We start from the raw sequence: 17292 nt of genomic DNA, 5'->3' as shown, positions 1-17292 counted from the left end.
AGGCTCAGGCCACGACCTTGGCTCCGGCGGCGTCGAGGCGCCGGCTCTCCTTCGCCAGATGGTCGCCAATCGCATCGGCCGGCATGGGCTTGGCGAAATAGTAACCCTGGATGAAGTCGCATCCCAGGCGGCGCAAGGTGTCGAGCTGAGCACGCGTCTCGACGCCTTCGACGACGCAGGCGATCTCCATGTCGTCGCAGAGACCCGTGAGCGATTTGATGATCTTGTAGCTGACGGGATTGTGGTTGATGTCGGAAACGAAGCTGCGGTCGATCTTGATCTTGTCGAGCGGCAGCCGGTGCACGTGGCTCAGCGACGAATAGCCGGTGCCGAAATCGTCCAGCGAGATGCCGCAGCCCATTGCCTTCAGCGTTGCGATCGATTGCTGCGCGCGGACGAAGTCGAAGGTGACGGCGGTCTCGGTGATCTCGAAATCGATCCGGTGCGGCGGCAGCCCGCTCTTCTCGATGATCGAGATCAGCGGCAGGATGCCCTCCGCCGCACAGACATCGTGGGCGGAGAGGTTGAACGAGAGCCGGATGTGATCGGGCCATGTCTTGGCGATGGCGAGTGCGCGCACCAGCAGCGCTTGCGTCAGCGGCCGGATCAGCCCGATGCGCTCGGCGGCCGGAATGAAATCGGCCGGGGAGACCAGGCCGAGGCGGGCGCTGCGCCAGCGCGCCAGGACCTCGAAGCCGGCGGTGTGCTCGCTCATGGCATCGACGATCGGCTGGAACACCAGGTCCATCTCGGTGCCGAAATCGGCGGTGCGCAGCAGATTCTCGATGACTCCGCGACTGCGGATTTCGGCCTCCAGCTCGCTCGAGAAGATCACGGTGCGGCCGCGCAAATGGCGCTTGGCATGATAAAGCGAATAGTCGGCACACTCATAGAGTGCTTCCGCGGTCGTTGCCGATTGGGGAAACGACGCAAAGCCGATCGAGCAGGACAGCCCGGTATGGGCAGTGTCGAGCTGGTAGGGAAGCTTGACCTGGTCGCCGATGCGCTGGCCCAGCCGCAGCAGCTCCGCATCGTCGGGGTCGCCGCAAACGACAAGGCCGAACTCGTCGCCGCCGAGTCGGGCGAATTCGACCCGCTGCGGACCAAAGCCCTCGCAGACCTCGCGGATGCGCCGGCCGGCCTCGATCAGGACGCGGTCGCCGACCGAGTGGCCGTAATTGTCGTTGATCGGCTTGAAACCGTCGAGATCGATGATGCCGACTGCGACCCGGACGTTCCTGCGTTCGGCATCGGTGAAGGCGCTCGACAGCTCGGCGAAGAAGCGGCGGCGGTTCGGCAGCTCGGTGAGGGAATCGAGATTGGCAAGGCGGAAGTTCTCGTCAGAGAGCGCCTGCGTCGCCGCCTGTTGCGCGAGCAGCGACTTGCGGCTGGCGACGAGATCGGCGAAGTCACGGTAGTAGATGAACAGCACCGTCACCATCGCGCCCGAAACCAGGAGATTGTTGACGGCGATCGCCTTCAGCGTCGGCTCGCCCGTGGCGAAGAAGAACAGCACATAGGGCACATCGACGATCAGCGTCACGATCAGCGCCGCCGAGCGCAGATGCATCAGCGAGAAGATGCAGCCGATGACGGTGACCGCCATGTAGAACGCGACCTGGCTCTTGGCGAAGGGATCGCCGTAGGGGTAGAGCGCGAACGACCAGGCGGTGAAGCCGGCACCGATCGGCAGGGTCAGCCAGTTGGTGGCGCGCAGATTGCGCAGGATGTCGGCATCGCTGCGCACGAGCCGGCGCTGGCGTAGCCACCAGAAGGTCCGTATGCCTGCGAGCACCGTTAGCACGGCCGGCACGATCATGGTCAGCCAATCCGGCGCCACGTTCACATAGGTGTAGGCGACCGCAATCGTGTTGCTGATGAGAATGAAGTAGAGCAGCGGGATCTGCTTGGAGAAGGCGTCGAATTGCGCCCGCGTCAGGTCCGGATTGTCGGCAGGGACGCGAAACAATCGCATCGCGGCAGCAAGATGAGATTTCAAATCGGCAACAGGCATTGCAATACGAGCCCCAGATCCCTGAAAACGCGGGCAATCTTGCACAGCAGGGGTAAAGGGCCCGTTAGATCAATTCTGGCCCGGGGCAGGCCAGCACTGGTTGCGCACTGCCTCACGATTTTCCGATCGCGTGCATTGGTGAGGTCCCGTTAAGGATATCCGGCGGCAACGGGCGTGCGTCTCAGGCGCAGATCGCCCGACATCGCCGCAGAAGAAAGGATCAGGCGAGAACGGCCCGGCGCTCGCGCGCCGGTTCGCGGACGCGCTCGATGGTCCGCGGCTCGGCGAGCCGCGTGAAGCTCCGATGGCTCGCCTGAACGGGTGCCTCGACGATCACGCCCTCACAGACGATCTGTCCGCCGAGCATCCTGAATTCCAGCTTGTCGTAGCGCGGCATTGTCTCGCCGGGTGCCGGGGGCAGCAGCCCGATGCTTCCCTGGATGTTCAGCGCGGCTTCGCCGGTGCCGTGCAGCCGCGGATTCCACATCCTGATTCCACTCTCCGCCCAGCGCTGCCGGATCAGCGCGGCGCGGTCGGCGGGCTCTGCGGCTCGCGCGCGAGCCTTCGGTACGTTGCGGATCTCTGGCGAAGGAGACGCGAGAGCCGGAGCCGGCTCGATGTCGGTGACGCCGCTCAATGAGTCGTTAGTCGCCGCAGCGATCGGAACATCGTTTGTGGGGACTTGCGTGCTTTCGACAACGGGCACCGGTTCGCTGTCGGCGCTGGTTTCAGAAACATCGGTCGTGACGCTATCGGCCTCGGCGCGGAGAAGCTCGACTTCTTCGACGGCGACTGGATCGACGGCGGCGGAAACGTCGGGTGAGGAGGCTGCCTCGATGATGACATCAGGGACATCAGTCAAGGCGGTCGCGACGTCCGCTGACGAAATCACAACCTCCTCTACGACGGCGGAGTCGATCTCTGCAGGAATCTCAGCAGGCGATGCATCGTCGTCAACGATGGCGAGATCAGAGGCTGCAACTGGCTCACTCTCCGCACTGGCCGATGCAGCCAGCACCTCCTCGGAGGCTGGCGGCGTCGCGGGCGCCTCGATTTCCGGCACCGTCTCCGGAGAGGAGTCCCCGCTGATACGGATTTCGTCGGACGGATTCTCCGCGACGACAGACATAGCCGCATTGTTCTCCGCGACCAGAGCCTGGGTGGCGGGGGCAGCGTCGTCGCGCACCGGGGCGGTGCTGATCTCGGCGCTTGGAGCTTGAGCCGGGACCGCGACGTCTTCGATGATGGCGGGCGAAGCGTCCGTGACGGTCGGCGCGACCTCAATGTTGCCGCTGTGCGGCACAGGCCGGAGTCGGGAAAACGCCCAGTTCACCGCAGGGATGCGGCGCAGCAACGATATCAGTCTCGAAAGCACTGGGAGTTGTCCAAGAGGTGCTCGGCGTGAGGCAATCGCTGATTCGTCAGCAATGTGAAAACCTGCCCCGGCCGTCACATCCGTGTCAATGTAGGCAGGACCAATTGCAGAACATCCGCGCATCCAGCGCGCATATGCCAACGCAATCAGATCGAGGTTCCGCGCGCCAGCTCACCAGACGATGCGGAAGCCGCCGGTGCCTCTGTAGCCGTGATTGTCACCGGGATCATCAACGCTCGCGCGGTAGGTGATCTCGCCGAACACGGCATAGCGGCCGTTCGCCCAGTAATACGTGCCGCCGCCACCGATGCTGCCCCACAGGCGGTCATGGCCGCTCGCGAAGCCGGTGCCGGCGACATCGATCCCGGTGCCTTCAAGGAATTCGTAGTGCAGATTGCCGATGGCGTAGAGGTCGGAACGGACGATGCCGGTGCCGTCGTTCCAGGTGCGCTGATGATTGAGCGACAGTCCGAGACGGCCGAGCAGGCTGTCGGCATTGCCAAGCGAGACCAGCGCGCCGAAGCGGTCGGTGAAGGCATCGAAGCCGACCTTCGAATAGGCAAGCTGAGCCTGCGGTGTCAGCCAGAAGCCATTGCCGACCGCCATCCGCTTGCCGCCCTCGACGCTGAAGGCGTATCCGAGGCCTTCATTGCCATGCGTCATGCTGCCCACGAGCGCCGATGACAGATCACTGCGGTAGAACATGGTCTGCGCCTGGCCGTCGACGTAGAAGCCGTCATGGCCGTACCAGGTCGCGGTCGCGCCGACGCCCGTCCCTTGCGCACGGATGCGGCCGTTACCGAACGGCGAATTGACGAAGGCCGTGGTCAGGCCGTATTGCGCCGTGAGGCCGACGATCAGCCGGCCCTGCGCGTTGTCGAGCGCGGCGCCGTCGAGCCCGACCTGCGCCTTCATCTCGTCGGAATCATAGGTCGATCCCGTGGTGTTGGAAGGCCGTAACGCGCTCTGTCCGCCTTCGATCCGGCCCCAGAAGGCCGATTGCGTCCACGAGCCATCGGACGTCTGCGCAGTGTTCACGCCGGCGCGCGCCATCGCCTCGCTGCCGCCCCAATAGCGGTTGCCGACGCGCTGCTGAAGGCTCGGCGCCTGGTTCATCCCGAGCAGCACCTGTGCGTAGTTCTCGTACAGGGGAACGCCGGCCTGGTAGAGCGGCCCGGCGGGCACCGACGGCGGCGGGTTGATCAGGCTGGAGCGCAAATACCAGTCGCCGTCCGTGGGCGTGCTGATCCCGTTCTTCTGCAGCGTATAGGCGTAGGCGCCGCCGACGACGGCCTGCTGGCCGCCAATGACGTAATCGCCCTGCAGGGCGAAGGTGCCGTTCGAGGCGCCGGCGACGTCGATGACCTTGATGCCTTCGCTGGTCTGCGCACCGCCGCCGCCGATGTTGGTGATGCGCAGCGTGGATGCGCCGGAGGTGGCGCCCTGCACCACCATGCGGTCGGTGATCGAATGGTCGCCGCCGAGGGTGCTGTTGAGGAGAAGCGTGCCGCCGCTGCCGACATAATTGCCGGCCACCGTGAGCGTCGTTCCCGGCGCGCCGCCGGTTCGCACGATGCCGGCATTGCTGAGCGAGGACATCGTCTGATTGAAGCCGTTCAGGTCGAACGTTCCGCCGGCGTTGGCGACATAGGCGGAAGCGGCGCTGAACGCGCCCGCGGCGCCGGCGCGCAGCGAGCCGCCGGACACTGTGGTCGCGCCATTGTAGGTGTTGACGCCCGACAGCGTCTGCGTGCCGCCGGTGACTGTCAGTCCGCCCGTGCCGCCGAACACACCGGCGAAAGTGTCGTTCGCGTTGGTGATCGTCAGAGTCTTTGTGCCGAGGCTGACGCCGCCGTTGCCGGCGAGGCTCTGAATGCTGGTGCCACCAGCGGTGATGCCGGAAATATCAAATGTTCCGTTCGCAACGACGCGGCTCGAATTGCTGATGGCGCCCGCACCAGTCAGCGCGAGGATGCCGGCCTGGATCGCGGTCTGGCCGGTATACGCACTGCTGGCGGCCAGGTTCAGAGTGCCGGCGCCGATCTTGGTCAATCCACCGGCGCCCGTGAATGTGGACGTTGCATCGGTACCCACGGTGAACGCGCCCGTGTCGATCGTCAGCCCGCCCGCCAGGATGTTCAGGTTGGGGCCTGGAAATCCGTTGATGAAGGTCGCGTTGCTGGCAGTCGCTTTCAGGGTGCCGCTGTCGAAGTTGACTTGGCTCGCGCCGAGGCCGCCCCGCAAGAATTGGGTTACCAGCGTGCCGCCGCCGCTGATGTTGAGCGTGCCAGAGCCGTTCGTCAGTCTTCCAACACTAACTCCGTTGTTGGCGGTCACCTGTGCGCCATTCTCAATATTGAGCGTTCCTGTCCCGGAATTGCCGACACTTAATGTCGCACCCGAGAGAAGCCAATTCGACCCGGCTCCGGTAACAGTAACGGTACCGGCGCTTCCTCCAGTCGAGCCGATGACAAAAAGCGTCCCGGCGCTGGTCAGCGTACTGCCATTCCGAATGGTCAGATTGGCCGAGGTTCCATTTAAACCGACGGCTATGTTACGAGTTGCGCCGCTTGCCGGACCATTGACGCCCAGCACCGTCGGATTTGGAGATGAAGAATCGACGGTGGTAGCAGAGGCGGCGGTCGGTACCACTCCGCTGTTCCAGTTCGAGCCGACCGTCCAGTCGTTGCTGGTGGCGCCGGTCCATGTCTGGGCCGCCGCCGATCCCGTGAACAACGCCGATAGCGCTGCCACCGAGACGCCCATCAGCAGCCGGCGGCGGACCGCGACACGCTTGCCTGTGAAGGATGAAAGGTGGTGCGGATGTCTGCGCTGAGCATCGCTCGATTGTCGTGAAAACGTCATAGGCCCGATGCATTCGCGCATGGCGCACAGCCCTTGTTGTTCTTGCTGCTGTGCCCTGGAACAACATCGACAGCGGATCGTGGTTGTTACGGTATGTGGCTGCCGGTGACCGGTCAATGCAGATCATTGCTGCGTATTGGGAAAGGTGCGCAGTGTGTTTCCGCTGCAACGTCAGGTTGTCTAAGTCAATGGAGCAGTAACCAAGCCAAATCTGTTGCATGCCTGTGACGGCATGTTGCAAGATTGCGACCGCGAATTTTGCGCGCGTGCAGGAAAAGGCGAAAGAGCACTCGCATCCGCCCGAGTTACGAAACCCGCACAGCAGCCGATGATGCAATAATACCCCTGTTTTGCCCGACGCCGCAAGCGCGTCTTCGGCAAAACCGAAAATCATCAGCGATATCAACCCCATCGCTACTGTGCATGGGGTTGTTTTTTCACTTCTTGTTTTGCAGGCGTGCCTAGCCCGCGCGCACCAACTCTCGTTGCGATCCAAGCTTGTGGTTCCGGTCGTCGTCGCGAGCCGCTATTCAAGAACGTCATTGTCTGGCCGAGGACGTCGCATGAGGAAGCTTGTCATCATCGGAGCGGTCCTGCTCTACTCCTCCATCGCATCCGCACAGGACCGCACCATCACGGTTGCTTCGACCACCTCGACGGAGCAGTCGGGGCTGTTCGGCCATCTGCTGCCGCTGTTCTCGAAGGCGGAAGGCATCAGCGTGAAGGTCGTGGCCGTCGGCACCGGCCAGGCGCTGGATATCGGGCGGCGCGGCGATGCCGACGTGGTGTTCGTCCATGACAGGCCCGCCGAGGACAGGTTCATGTCCGAAGGGCAGGGCGTGAAGCGCTTCGACGTCATGTACAACGACTTCGTCATCATCGGCCCCAAGAGCGATCCGGCGCAGATCTCGGGCAGCAAGGACGCGGCCGAGGCGCTGCGCAAGATTGCGACCGCAAAGGCGCCGTTCATCTCGCGCGGCGACAAGTCCGGCACGCATGCGGCCGAGCTGAGACTATGGAAGGAGGCTGGCGTCGACCTCAGTGCCGGCAAGGACATTTGGTACCGGGAGATCGGCCAGGGCATGGGTCCGGCGCTGAACATGGCCTCGTCGTCGAACGCCTACCTCCTGTCGGACCGCGGCACCTGGCTGTCGTTCAAGAACCGTGGCGAACTCGCCATCCTGATCGAGGGTGACAAGCGGCTCTTCAATCAGTACGGAATCATGCTGGTCAATCCCGCAAAGCATCCGAACGTGAAGGCGAAGGAGGGACAGGCCTTCGTCGACTGGCTGGTCTCGCCGCAAGGGCAGCAAGCGATCGCCGGGTACAAGGTCGGCGGCGAGCAGCTATTTTTCCCCAACGCGCCCAACTAGGACGAAGGCGACGGTCGAGACCGCGACACTGAGAGCGAGCAGGATCAGCCCGAGCCCGAGCGCCAGTGGCAGCTCGCCTTTGCTGGTTTCCAGCGCGATCGCCGTCGTCATCGTGCGGGTGAAGCCGCGGATGTTGCCACCGACGATGATGATGGCACCGACTTCCGCAATGGCGCGCCCGAACGCGGCGAGAAAGGCCGTCAGCAACGAGGTCCGGCCGAGCGCGAACAGCAGGGCCATGCTGCGCAGGGCCGACAGCCCGTCGATCCGCGCCAGGTCGCCATACTCCGCCCACAACAGGCTTGCCGGCCGGTGCACCAGCGCCACCACGATCGGCGTCGCCAGCAGCGTCTGCGCGATCACCATGGCGGCCGGCGTGAACAACAAGCCCGCCGCCCCGAACGGGCCGGAGCGCGACAGCAAGAGATAGAGCGCGAGCCCGACCACGACCGGCGGAAGCCCGAGCAGGGCATTGGTCAGAATGATGATGATTTGGCGTCCCCGGAAGCGGGTGATCGCAAGCAGGGCTCCAAAGGGGGCGCCGATCAGGAGCGCCAGGATGCTGGCGGTCAGGCTGACCCGCAACGACAAGGCGACGATGCCCAATAGCTCGGTGTCGGCGTCGCCGATCAGCGCAAAGGCGGCACCGATGGATCGTGCGAAATCGTTCATCCGGTCTCGGGCAAGCCCCTGTTCCGCGGTAGCCCCGCGCCGCCCTTCTCGCTGCTGCCGCGGCCATAATCAAGGGGCGAGGGGGTGGGCAGCCTCGCCGGAGCCGTTGGAGAAGGGCTCAGGATGATCGGTAAACGCGGCCAGGGACCCACAATCGAGGCACCTGACCGGCCCGCGGGCGGCTTTCTTCCGGCCTCGGATGCGCTAAGGAACAGGATCGGGTCGCGCCGGGCCAATGGCGGTGCTAGACCCTTATGCAGGAACAATGGAGCCGGGCTGCGACTGGCGCGCCCGCAAGGATGAAGGATGTGACGCAATGATCCAGACCGTTGGCATCATCGGGGCAGGGACCATGGGGAACGGCATCGCGCAGGTCTGCGCGGCCGCCGGCCTCTCGGTCGTAATGGTCGATATTTCCGATGCGGCGGTGAACCGCGGCCTTTCGACCGTCGGCGGAAGCCTCGAGCGGCTGGTCAAGAAAGAGAAGATGTCGGCGGCCGACCGCGAGGCGACGCTCAAGCGCATCACCGGCACCACGGACCGGGCGAAGCTGTCGGATTGCGACCTCGTCATCGAGGCGGCGACCGAGAACGAGGAGGTCAAGGTCAAGATCCTGAAGGATCTCTGCGCCACCCTGTCGCCGCGCACGCTGGTCGCGACCAACACCTCCTCGATCTCGATCACCAAGCTCGCCGCCGCGACCGACCGTCCCGACCGCTTCATCGGCATGCACTTCTTCAACCCGGTGCCGGTGATGGCGCTGCTCGAGCTCATCCGCGGCCTGCAGACCTCGGACGACACCCATGCCAAGGCGCTGGATTTCGCCAAGCGCGTCGGCAAAGTGGCGATCACGGCCAAGAACAGCCCGGGCTTCGCCGTCAACCGCATCCTCTGTCCGATGATCAACGAGGCGATCTTCGCGCTCCAGGAGGGCATCGCGACGGCGGAAGAGATCGACGCGGGCATGAAGCTCGGCTGCAACCATCCGATCGGGCCGCTCGCACTTGCCGATCTCGTCGGGCTCGACACCATGCTTTCGGTGATGGAGGTCTTTTACAAGGGCTTCAACGATCCTAAATATCGGCCAGCGCCGCTGCTGAAAGAGATGGTCGATGCCGGCCATCTCGGCCGCAAGACCGGGCAGGGCTTCTACACTTATTCCGCCTGACGAAGGCATTGGCGGCGGGCGCCAGCGTCCGCCGCCAGATCCCGCAATTTGCGCTGCGACAAAGACGCCGCGTGCGATAGGCCCGACAATGTCGGGCGGCCTGCGGGGATAACGGAACGGATAGCAAAGGACATGTCGGATCGACTGAAGGCCGAGCGGGAAGCTGCGGCCGCGCGCCGCAGCCTGTTGACCCAGGATGCGATCGAGCGAACCGGGATCACCGAGGAGATGATTGGAGAACTCGTCACCCGCTTCTACGGACGCGTGCGAGAGGACGCGCTGTTGGGGCCCGTCTTCGGCGTCGTGCAGAATTGGGACGAGCATCTCGCCAAGCTCAGGGATTTCTGGTCGTCGGTCGTGCTGATGAGCGGCCGCTATCATGGCTCACCGATGCGGGCACACCTGCCGCTCAGCCTGGCCGGCGGCCATTTCGATCGCTGGCTCGACCTGTTCGAGCAGACCGCGCGCGAGGTCTGCCCGCCGGCGGCGGCTGCACTGTTCATCGACAAGGCGCGTCGTATCGCCGATAGCTTTGAAATGGCGTCGGCGACACTTGCGGGCCGCATCGCTTCGCCGCGTCACGTGCTCAGGTCGTGAAGGACAGGATGCCTGCGTGGGATTCCGCATCGCATCGTGGCGTCGCAGCAATTCCTCCATCATCGGATCTGATCTGCGAAATCATCATGCCATTCGCGCAACGCGATGTAGAATCGCGAAAACGCGCTTGAACGCATTTACTCCTACGCAATCAACGCGAGCAAAGCCATATTGATGCACTGCGGCGCCAAGTCTTCGCCTTGTTTTCGGCAGAGTTCCAGCGCCTCCTAGCGGGCATGGCTCGCGCATCGTTCGATACCCATTCATCATCTTCCGAAAATGCTACGGAACCCGACGTCGAAGCGGGCACCGAACAGACACGGCGATCCCTGCTGCTCGGTGCGATGGCGACGACGGCGTGTCTCGGCTGTTCAACCAGGGCCCGCGCAGGTGAGGATCCGCCCGGCTCGGATGAGCGGCCGCAGAAAGGTGATCTGCTCGTCTTCTCCGAAGGTGACCAGGAGGGAAAGCTCGTCACTGCGGCCGATCTCAAGGTCGGTGGACCGCCGCTCCATGCCTGGCCGAAGGACCCCACCACATCGGTGGTGCGCAGCGCCTCGCGGCTCAACGAAATCCTGATCATCAAGCTCGATCCCGCCGACCTCGACGAGAAGACCCGCGCGCGCGCCGTCGACGGCATCATCGCCTATTCGGCGATCTGCTCGCATGCCGGCTGTCCCGTCACCGCCTGGGTGAAGAGCGATGTCGGCGACAAGGAGGTGTTCAAGTGCATGTGCCACAACTCCGAATTCGATCCCCGCGCGGGCGCGCAGGTCGTGTTCGGGCCGGCGCCGCGGCGGCTTGCAGCGCTGCCGCTGGCGCTCGCTGACGGTTCGCTCAGCGTCGCCGGCAATTTCATGGGAAAGGTAGGTGGCACACAGCCAGGATGATGGACGGTTGCGGGCTGGGCCCGCCTCACGACTAGCCGCTTCCGCCGAAGGGCGGGCGACGGGACGAACGACAAGAATTCACAACAAGAATTCACAACAAGAATTCAAGCGGATGAAAAGGGGAACGTCCATGAAAACTTCCATGATCAGGAAGCAATGGTTACTGTCCGGCTTGGTCGCCTTCACGTGTCTTGCCTCAACCGCCGCCCTATCGGGTCCGATCGAGAGTTATTCTCCGGTCACCGCGCAGCGGCTGGAAAACCCCGAGCCCCACAACTGGATGCTCTACCGGCGCACCTATGACGGGCACGGCTATAGCCCGCTCGACCAGATCAACACCTCCAACGTGAAGAACCTCACACCGGTCTGGACCTTTTCCACTGGTGTGGTCGAAGGCCATCAGGCCCCGCCGATCGTCAACAATGGCGTGATGTTCGTGACGACCCCAATGGGCCAGGTGATCGCGCTGAATGCGAAGACCGGCGACGAATACTGGCGCTACAAACGGCAGCTTCCTGACGATCTGTTCCAACTGCATCCGACCAACCGCGGCGTCGGCCTGTGGGAGGACAAGCTCTACCTCGCCACCACGGACGACCACGTGGTCGCGCTCGATGCCAAGTCCGGCAAGGTGCTGTGGGACACGAAGGTGCAGGACTACAGGAAGGGGCAGTACCTCACCCTGATGCCCTTGATCGTCGACGGTAAGGTCATTGTCGGCGGCTCCGGCGGCGAGTTCGGCGTGCGTGGCAATATCGTTGCTTATGACGCCAAGGAGGGCAAAGAGTTGTGGCGGACCTACACCATCCCCGGTGAAGGCGAGCCCGGTCATGACACCTGGCAAGGCGACGACTGGAAGAACGGCGGCGGGTCGGCCTGGATGACAGGCAATTACGACAAGGAGACCAGGACGATCTATTGGGGTGTCGGCAATGCCGCGCCATGGCCCGGCGACTCGCATCCCGGCGACAATCTCTACACAGCATCGGTGCTCGCGCTCGATCCCGACACTGGCAAGATCAAGGCCTATCACCAATACCACCAGAACGATTCCTGGGATTGGGATGAGGTCGACGCGCCGATGCTGATCGATTTGCAGCGCAACGGCCGCACCATCAAGAGCCTGGTCCATCCGGGACGCGATGCGATCTTCTGGGTGCTGGAGCGGACTCCAACCAAGATCAATTACGTCGCCGGATGGCCGTTCGTCTTCACTGACGTCTGGAAGGGCATCGACGAGACCGGCAAGCCGATCGTGGATCCAGCGCACAAGCCGGTGATCGGCAAGCGCGTCGAGTTCTGTCCCTCGCTGTGGGGCGGCAAGGATTGGCCATCGGCGGCCTACAGCCAGAGGACCGGCCTCGTCTACGTGCCTGCCAACGAGAATTTCTGCGGCGGCTTCACCGGCGAGAAGGTGCCGCTCAAGCCGGGCGAGCTCTGGCTCGGCACCAAGCCGGAAGACATCGGCCTGAAGACAAAGCCGGGCGCGGATCATTTTGGCGAGCTCCAGGCCTGGGATCCCGCAACCGGAAAGAAGGTCTGGCAGCACAACTTCCCCAAGTCGCATCTGTTCGGATCGGTCACCGCGACCGCTGGCGATCTCGTCTTCGTCGGCGGGACCAACGACCGCTATTTCCGCGCCTTCCACGCCAAGACGGGCGAACTGCTGTGGGAGCAGAAGACCAACTCCGGCATCGTCGGCATGCCGGTGTCATATGAGATCGACGGCACGCAGTACATCGCGATCCAGTCGGGCTGGGGCGTCGACGCGCAGCGCATCCAGGATGCGCTCGTGACCAACAATATCGGCATCGAAGCCAACGTGCCGCAGGGCGGCGTCGTCTGGGTCTTCGCGCTGAAGAAATAGCTCCGCGGGCGGATCGAAAGAAGCGGAGCAGCGGGGGGTGGCGAATGCGGCGGATGGCAACATCCGCCGCATTTGTTTGCGATGGGCGTCGAACGCGCCTCTGGCCTCTCCCACAACAACGGGAGAGGGCACATCCATGCGCAGCCCAGATCGAGTTACTTCCCCTCGCGCTCGACCTTGTCCTTCTCCTTCTGGTTCATCTCGCGAATCTTGGGATCCGGATTGTGCTGCCCGGTGGTCTGGGTGGCGGAGGCGGGTGGGGCGTTGGCGTTCGGCAGCGAAGTCTGGTCGGGGCCGGTGGGGCGCGTCGCGGTGGTCGGCGGCGTCGTGTTGCTCTGGGCGAATGCGCCCGCGGCGGTCAAAAGAAAGGCGCCCGACAGCGAGACTGCGAGCGCCCTTGAGATGTTGGTCATCGATCTGCTCCTGTCAGATCGATGGAAACGGCGCCAGGCGGCTTGTGTTCCGCCTCGCACTTCGGTTCCGTCTCACGCCTCCAATTGCTTGCCGATCGGAAGCGCGCGGATGCGTTTTCCCGTCGCTGCGAAGATCGCGTTGATCAGGGCCGGTGCGAACGGAGGAACGCCGGGCTCGCCGACGCCGCTCGGCGGCGTGTCGGGTCCGGGCGGCACGATGTAGACGTTGGTCACTACAGGCGAGTCGTCCATCCTGACGACCTGGAAGTCGTCGAAATTCTTCTGCTGGACCTTGCCGTCCTTGAAGGTGATCTCGCCGTATTTGGCGAGACTGAGCCCCATGATTGCTGCGCCCTCGATCTGCGAAGCGATGCGCTCGGGGTTGACATAGGTGCCGCAATCGATCGCCGTGTCGACCCGCGGCACCGTCAGCTTGCCCTTGTCGTCGACGGCGACCTCGACGATGGTCGCGATGTAGCTGACGAAGCTGCGGTGCACGGCGATGCCGAGACCGTGGCCCTTCGGCACCTTTCGTCCCCATTCGCCCTTCTCGGCGACCAGCTCGACCACCTTGCGCAGGCGCGCGGTGTCGATCGGGTAGCTGTCCTGGGGCTCGCCGTAATTCCAGAGGTCCTTCACGTTGGGCTTGACGATGCGAGGCGAGCCGATCAGCTCGAGCAGCATGTCTTTCTGGTCGCGGCCCGTTGCCTGCGCGATCTCGCCGACCATCGACTGGACGGCGAAGGCGCGCGGGATGTTCGAGACCGCGCGGAACCAGCCGATGCGGGTGAACGCCGCGGCTTCCGGGTTCTCACACGAGATGTTCGCGATCTCGAACGGCATATCGACCAGGCCCATGCCGATCTCGAACGGCGCCTGATGCACCGTGCCGGCGGCAAAGGTCGAGGCGATGCTGGGAGCCACGCTGCGGTGGCGCCAGGCGATCACCTTGCCGCTCTTGTCGAGGCCGGCCTCGATCCGCTCGACCGAGACGGTGTGCAGGAAGCCGTTGTGGATGTCGTCCTCCCGCGTCCACTGCACCTTCACCGGAGCACCGAGCTCCTTCGAGAGCAGCGCGGCTTCGAGCGCAAAGTCGCATTTCGACTTGCGTCCGAATCCGCCGCCGAGCAGCGTCACGTTGACCGTGACGTTGGCCTCGGGAATGCCGAGCGTTTTGGCGACGTCCTCGCGGGTGCCGCCGGGGCTCTGAACCGGCGCCCAGATCTCGGCCTTGTCGCCCTTGACGTCCGCGACCGCCACCGGCGGCTCCATGGCGACATGAGCAAGATGCGGAAGGTAGTATTCGCCGACGATCACCTTGTCGGCGCTCTTCAGGGCAGCGTCCGCGTCGCCCTCCTTGCGCAGCACGAGGCCGGGCTTGCGCGAGGCCTCCTCGAGCTCCTTGCGGTAGGCGACGGAGTCGTATTTGCCGTTGGGACCGTCGTCCCAGGTCAGCTTCAGCGCGTCGCGGCCCTTGATCGCCGCGCCTGTGTTGCGCGCGATCACCGCGACGCCGCCGAGCGGCTGGAATTTCGAGGGCCACGGCCAGCCGCGCACCTGCATCACCTTCTCGACACCGGGGACCTTCAGCGCCTCCTCCGGTTCGAACTTGACCAGCTTGCCGCCGGTCACCGGCGGGCGGGCGATCACGGCATATTTCATGCCGGGCAGCCGCACGTCGGCGCCGTAGTTCGCCTTGCCGGTGGTGATGTCGTGGAGATCGACGATGCCGATCTGGCCCTTGCCGAGATAGCGGAAGTTCTTGGGGTCCTTCAGCTTGAGGCCCTCGATGCTGGGCACCGATTCCTTGGCGGCGTCGGCAGCGAGCTCGCCGAAGCCGAGCTTGCGCCCGCTGGCGCTGTGCACGACCTCGTGGTTCACCGCCTTGACCTCGGTTGCCGGCACGCCCCAGCGCTTGGCCGCGGCCTGCTCCAGCATGGTGCGGGCGGAAGCGCCGATCTGGCGCATCGGGATCAGATAATGCCGCGTGCTGCGCGAGCCGTCGGTGTCCTGGTTGCCGAACTTGACCTCGTCGCCATGGGCTTGCTGCACCTTGACCCTGGACCAGTCGGCCTCCATCTCCTCGGCCACGATCAGCGGCAGGCTGGTGCGCACGCCGGTGCCCATTTCCGAACGATGCCCGACGATGGTGACGATGCCATCCGCGCCCACCGAAACGAACACGCGCGGATCGACCACGACGCCATGCGGCATCTTGCCGGCGCCGGTCTCATAGGCGAGCGCCTGGCGCGACATCACGGGAGCGGCGAGCACGAAGCCGCCGGTGACGCCGAGCCCCTTCAGGATGCTGCGGCGCGACACCTTCTCGACCTTGATGTGCTTTTCGAAGCCGCGAAGCTTGCGGGGATTGTCGATGAAGTTCATGTCACACTCCCGTCGATGCGAGATGGACGGCGTTCTCGATGCGCTGATAGCAGCCGCAACGGCAGATGTTGCCGGACATCGCCTCGCGGATCTGGTCATGCGAGGGTTTGGGATTCTCCATCAGAAGCGCCGCGGCCTGCATGATCTGGCCGGCCTGGCAGAAGCCGCATTGGGGCACGTTGACCTGGCGCCACGCCTTCTGCACCGGGTGATCGCCGTTCGGATGCAGCCCTTCGATCGTGGTGACCTCGCGTCCGGCGACGTCGTTGACGGACGTGATGCAGGCGCGCACCGCTTGCTTGTCGACGATGACCGTGCAGGAGCCGCACAGCGCCTGGCCGCAGCCGTATTTAGTGCCGGTGAGCCCGGCCTCGTCACGCAGGAACCAGAGTAGCGGGAGATCCGGGTCACCGTCCCAGCTCTGTTCCTGGCCGTTGATCTTCACCTTGATCATGATCGTGCCTCGCTCTTAATAAGCATGCCAAATTCAAAGTCCGCCGACGCCGGCCGGCGACGGTTCGTGCGTCGTCTCGCCACATCCCGCCGTGGTCCCGCGCGGGCAAATCCCGGAAGGAGGCAGGAACGCAGCTAGCGATGTCTGGATGTGCTCGATACCTCCCGTTTTCTTCTTAATTGATTGTACGTCGTGCGGCATCGTGACGGCGCGACCTTAGCAGAGATCGCGCCCACCCGGCGTTCACAGCCGAGTGTTCTCACCGGGAAAAGATTGCATCGACGGTTTGTCAAAAGCAGGGCGCGTCATCCGCCACGTTGCGTATCAAATGGACGCAACGAAAAAAGCTTCGTCCGCCGGCTGCACCGAACGGACGAAGCAGTAGGCCTCAGTCGAGGGAGGGAGAACGCAGAGCACCGCGAACTTCAAGCAGGAAGCGGACGGTCCTGCGCAGTCATTCAGAGACCAGGACTGAGGAGCCGATGGTCCTCACCCACGCGTGGTGCAGAAGCGGCGGCATCGCGCCGCGGTGGTCCCGGCAGCCGGGACCCGTGAGGCTCGCTGGCGGCAACGAACGCCAGCGAGCTGCGGATGGTGTAGCCAAGATCCGGCGGCCGGCCAGTTCAGGCGGACGTCCCAGGCAGTCTTCCTAAGCGGCTTTGGCCTTCGCGACATGGGTCGCGATCGCGTCCATCAGGGCCGGGGACAGGCAGTCATAGGGCTCGAGGCCGATCTCCTTCAGCCGCGAACGGATGCCGGCCATCTGCTCGGGCTTCACACCCGATTCGATCACGGAGGAAACGAAGGCGGCGAATTGCGGCGCCTGCGAGCCCTGCTCCTGGAACAGTTCGGGATGGATGAAATCGAGGCCGTAGAACGGATGGTTCTTGTTCTCGATGCGGCCGTACATGTGCGTGCCGCAGGCCTTGCAAGCGTAACGCTGGATCACCGCGGAGGGGTCGACGATCTGGAGCTTGTCGCCGTTCTCGAGCACGGTGACGTTCTGGCGCGGCACGACGGCGACGACGGAGAAAGTCGCGCCCTGCGGCTTCCAGCACTTGGTGCAACCGCAGGCGTGGTTGTGGGCGACGTCGCCCTTGATGCCGACCTTCACCGGGTGATCGCTGCATTTGCAGACCAGCGTGCCGCCGGCGAAGCTGCCGCTGCCTTGCTTGATGCCGTTGTCGATCGAGGGATGGAGTGCAACAGTCATGGTCGA

General features: G+C 64.2%; 14 protein-coding genes. 5 read left to right on the top strand and 9 right to left on the bottom strand.

The genetic code is table 11. From position 1 onward, the window contains the following. Positions 1–4 precede the first annotated feature (4 nt). From I6F17_RS07710 to I6F17_RS07695, 4 genes are all read right to left on the bottom strand, one after another. Entirely contained in the window at positions 5–2014 is a 2010-nt protein-coding gene (locus I6F17_RS07710; RefSeq protein WP_225130184.1) for an EAL domain-containing protein, read from the bottom strand. Between the two features lie 220 nt (positions 2015–2234). After that, the gene (locus I6F17_RS07705) at positions 2235–3368 is read right to left on the bottom strand and encodes a hypothetical protein (RefSeq protein WP_036041991.1); all 1134 of its coding nucleotides are present in this window, start codon (positions 3366–3368) and stop codon (positions 2235–2237) included. 192 nt (positions 3369–3560) lie between these two features. Next, a complete protein-coding gene (locus tag I6F17_RS07700) occupies positions 3561–5984 on the bottom strand; it encodes an autotransporter outer membrane beta-barrel domain-containing protein (RefSeq protein WP_346657040.1) in 2424 nt (807 codons plus the stop codon). Next, positions 5944–6648: a hypothetical protein gene (locus I6F17_RS07695; protein ID WP_225130255.1), complete on the bottom strand. Its 705-nt coding sequence runs from the start codon at positions 6646–6648 to the stop codon at positions 5944–5946. Before I6F17_RS07695 ends, I6F17_RS07700 begins: the two co-directional genes overlap by 41 nt. 169 nt (positions 6649–6817) lie before the next feature. On the opposite strand from I6F17_RS07695, the gene I6F17_RS07690 reads away from it, so the two are divergent. Beyond that, the gene (locus I6F17_RS07690; protein ID WP_036041993.1) at positions 6818–7627 is read left to right on the top strand and encodes an extracellular solute-binding protein; all 810 of its coding nucleotides are present in this window, start codon (positions 6818–6820) and stop codon (positions 7625–7627) included. On the opposite strand, the gene I6F17_RS07685 is transcribed toward I6F17_RS07690, so the two are convergent. Then, positions 7601–8299 (bottom strand): ABC transporter permease, encoded by a 699-nt coding sequence (locus I6F17_RS07685; protein WP_036007971.1) that lies wholly within the window; start codon positions 8297–8299, stop codon positions 7601–7603. The two genes, I6F17_RS07690 and I6F17_RS07685, sit on opposite strands and share 27 nt — an antisense overlap. Before the next feature lie 316 nt (positions 8300–8615). On the opposite strand from I6F17_RS07685, the gene I6F17_RS07680 reads away from it, so the two are divergent. The 4 genes from I6F17_RS07680 (at position 8616) to I6F17_RS07665 (ending at position 12821) form a co-directional block, all read left to right on the top strand. Further along, a complete protein-coding gene (locus I6F17_RS07680) occupies positions 8616–9467 on the top strand; it encodes a 3-hydroxybutyryl-CoA dehydrogenase (RefSeq protein WP_225130182.1) in 852 nt (283 codons plus the stop codon). A 132-nt stretch (positions 9468–9599) separates the two neighbouring features. Then, positions 9600–10064 carry a group III truncated hemoglobin gene (locus I6F17_RS07675; RefSeq protein ID WP_036029348.1) on the top strand — a complete coding sequence of 155 codons (465 nt, stop codon included), beginning with the start codon at positions 9600–9602 and terminating at the stop codon, positions 10062–10064. 236 nt (positions 10065–10300) lie between these two features. Then, positions 10301–10954: a Rieske 2Fe-2S domain-containing protein gene (locus I6F17_RS07670; RefSeq protein WP_036041995.1), complete on the top strand. Its 654-nt coding sequence runs from the start codon at positions 10301–10303 to the stop codon at positions 10952–10954. Between the two features lie 142 nt (positions 10955–11096). Further along, positions 11097–12821: a methanol/ethanol family PQQ-dependent dehydrogenase gene (locus I6F17_RS07665; protein WP_225130250.1), complete on the top strand. Its 1725-nt coding sequence runs from the start codon at positions 11097–11099 to the stop codon at positions 12819–12821. Between the two features lie 155 nt (positions 12822–12976). Here I6F17_RS07665 and I6F17_RS07660 read toward each other — a convergent pair whose 3' ends face one another. From I6F17_RS07660 to gfa, 4 genes are all read right to left on the bottom strand, one after another. After that, positions 12977–13234 (bottom strand): hypothetical protein, encoded by a 258-nt coding sequence (locus I6F17_RS07660; protein WP_036041998.1) that lies wholly within the window; start codon positions 13232–13234, stop codon positions 12977–12979. 72 nt (positions 13235–13306) lie between these two features. Continuing rightward, the gene (locus tag I6F17_RS07655) at positions 13307–15619 is read right to left on the bottom strand and encodes a molybdopterin cofactor-binding domain-containing protein (RefSeq protein WP_036042001.1); all 2313 of its coding nucleotides are present in this window, start codon (positions 15617–15619) and stop codon (positions 13307–13309) included. A gap of 1 nt (position 15620) precedes the next feature. Beyond that, positions 15621–16073, bottom strand: coding sequence for a (2Fe-2S)-binding protein (locus tag I6F17_RS07650; protein WP_024342565.1), 453 nt, complete (start codon positions 16071–16073; stop codon positions 15621–15623). A gap of 649 nt (positions 16074–16722) precedes the next feature. Next, on the bottom strand, positions 16723–17286 hold the full coding sequence (gfa, locus tag I6F17_RS07645) for an S-(hydroxymethyl)glutathione synthase (RefSeq protein ID WP_225131819.1): 564 nt from the start codon (positions 17284–17286) through the stop codon (positions 16723–16725). Positions 17287–17292: the final 6 nt, after the last annotated feature.

The organism is Bradyrhizobium sp. NBAIM18, assembly GCF_020193825.1.
Lineage (GTDB): Bacteria > Pseudomonadota > Alphaproteobacteria > Rhizobiales > Xanthobacteraceae > Bradyrhizobium > Bradyrhizobium yuanmingense.
The sequence above is the reverse complement of the archived record's forward strand: the minus strand, read 5'-3'. Positions and strand labels throughout refer to the sequence as shown.

Excerpts from the sequence above, each read along its gene's own strand:
- I6F17_RS07710 (WP_225130184.1), bottom strand. The coding sequence starts at position 2,014 with ATGCCTGTTGCCGATTTGAAATCTCATCTTGCTGCCGCGATGCGATTG.
- I6F17_RS07695 (WP_225130255.1), bottom strand. The coding sequence starts at position 6,648 with ATGATTTTCGGTTTTGCCGAAGACGCGCTTGCGGCGTCGGGCAAAACA.
- I6F17_RS07690 (WP_036041993.1), top strand. The coding sequence starts at position 6,818 with ATGAGGAAGCTTGTCATCATCGGAGCGGTCCTGCTCTACTCCTCCATC.
- I6F17_RS07685 (WP_036007971.1), bottom strand. The coding sequence starts at position 8,299 with ATGAACGATTTCGCACGATCCATCGGTGCCGCCTTTGCGCTGATCGGC.
- I6F17_RS07680 (WP_225130182.1), top strand. The coding sequence starts at position 8,616 with ATGATCCAGACCGTTGGCATCATCGGGGCAGGGACCATGGGGAACGGC.
- I6F17_RS07675 (WP_036029348.1), top strand. The coding sequence starts at position 9,600 with ATGTCGGATCGACTGAAGGCCGAGCGGGAAGCTGCGGCCGCGCGCCGC.
- I6F17_RS07670 (WP_036041995.1), top strand. The coding sequence starts at position 10,301 with ATGGCTCGCGCATCGTTCGATACCCATTCATCATCTTCCGAAAATGCT.
- I6F17_RS07665 (WP_225130250.1), top strand. The coding sequence starts at position 11,097 with ATGATCAGGAAGCAATGGTTACTGTCCGGCTTGGTCGCCTTCACGTGT.
- I6F17_RS07660 (WP_036041998.1), bottom strand. The coding sequence starts at position 13,234 with ATGACCAACATCTCAAGGGCGCTCGCAGTCTCGCTGTCGGGCGCCTTT.
- I6F17_RS07655 (WP_036042001.1), bottom strand. The coding sequence starts at position 15,619 with ATGAACTTCATCGACAATCCCCGCAAGCTTCGCGGCTTCGAAAAGCAC.
- I6F17_RS07650 (WP_024342565.1), bottom strand. The coding sequence starts at position 16,073 with ATGATCAAGGTGAAGATCAACGGCCAGGAACAGAGCTGGGACGGTGAC.
- gfa (WP_225131819.1), bottom strand. The coding sequence starts at position 17,286 with ATGACTGTTGCACTCCATCCCTCGATCGACAACGGCATCAAGCAAGGC.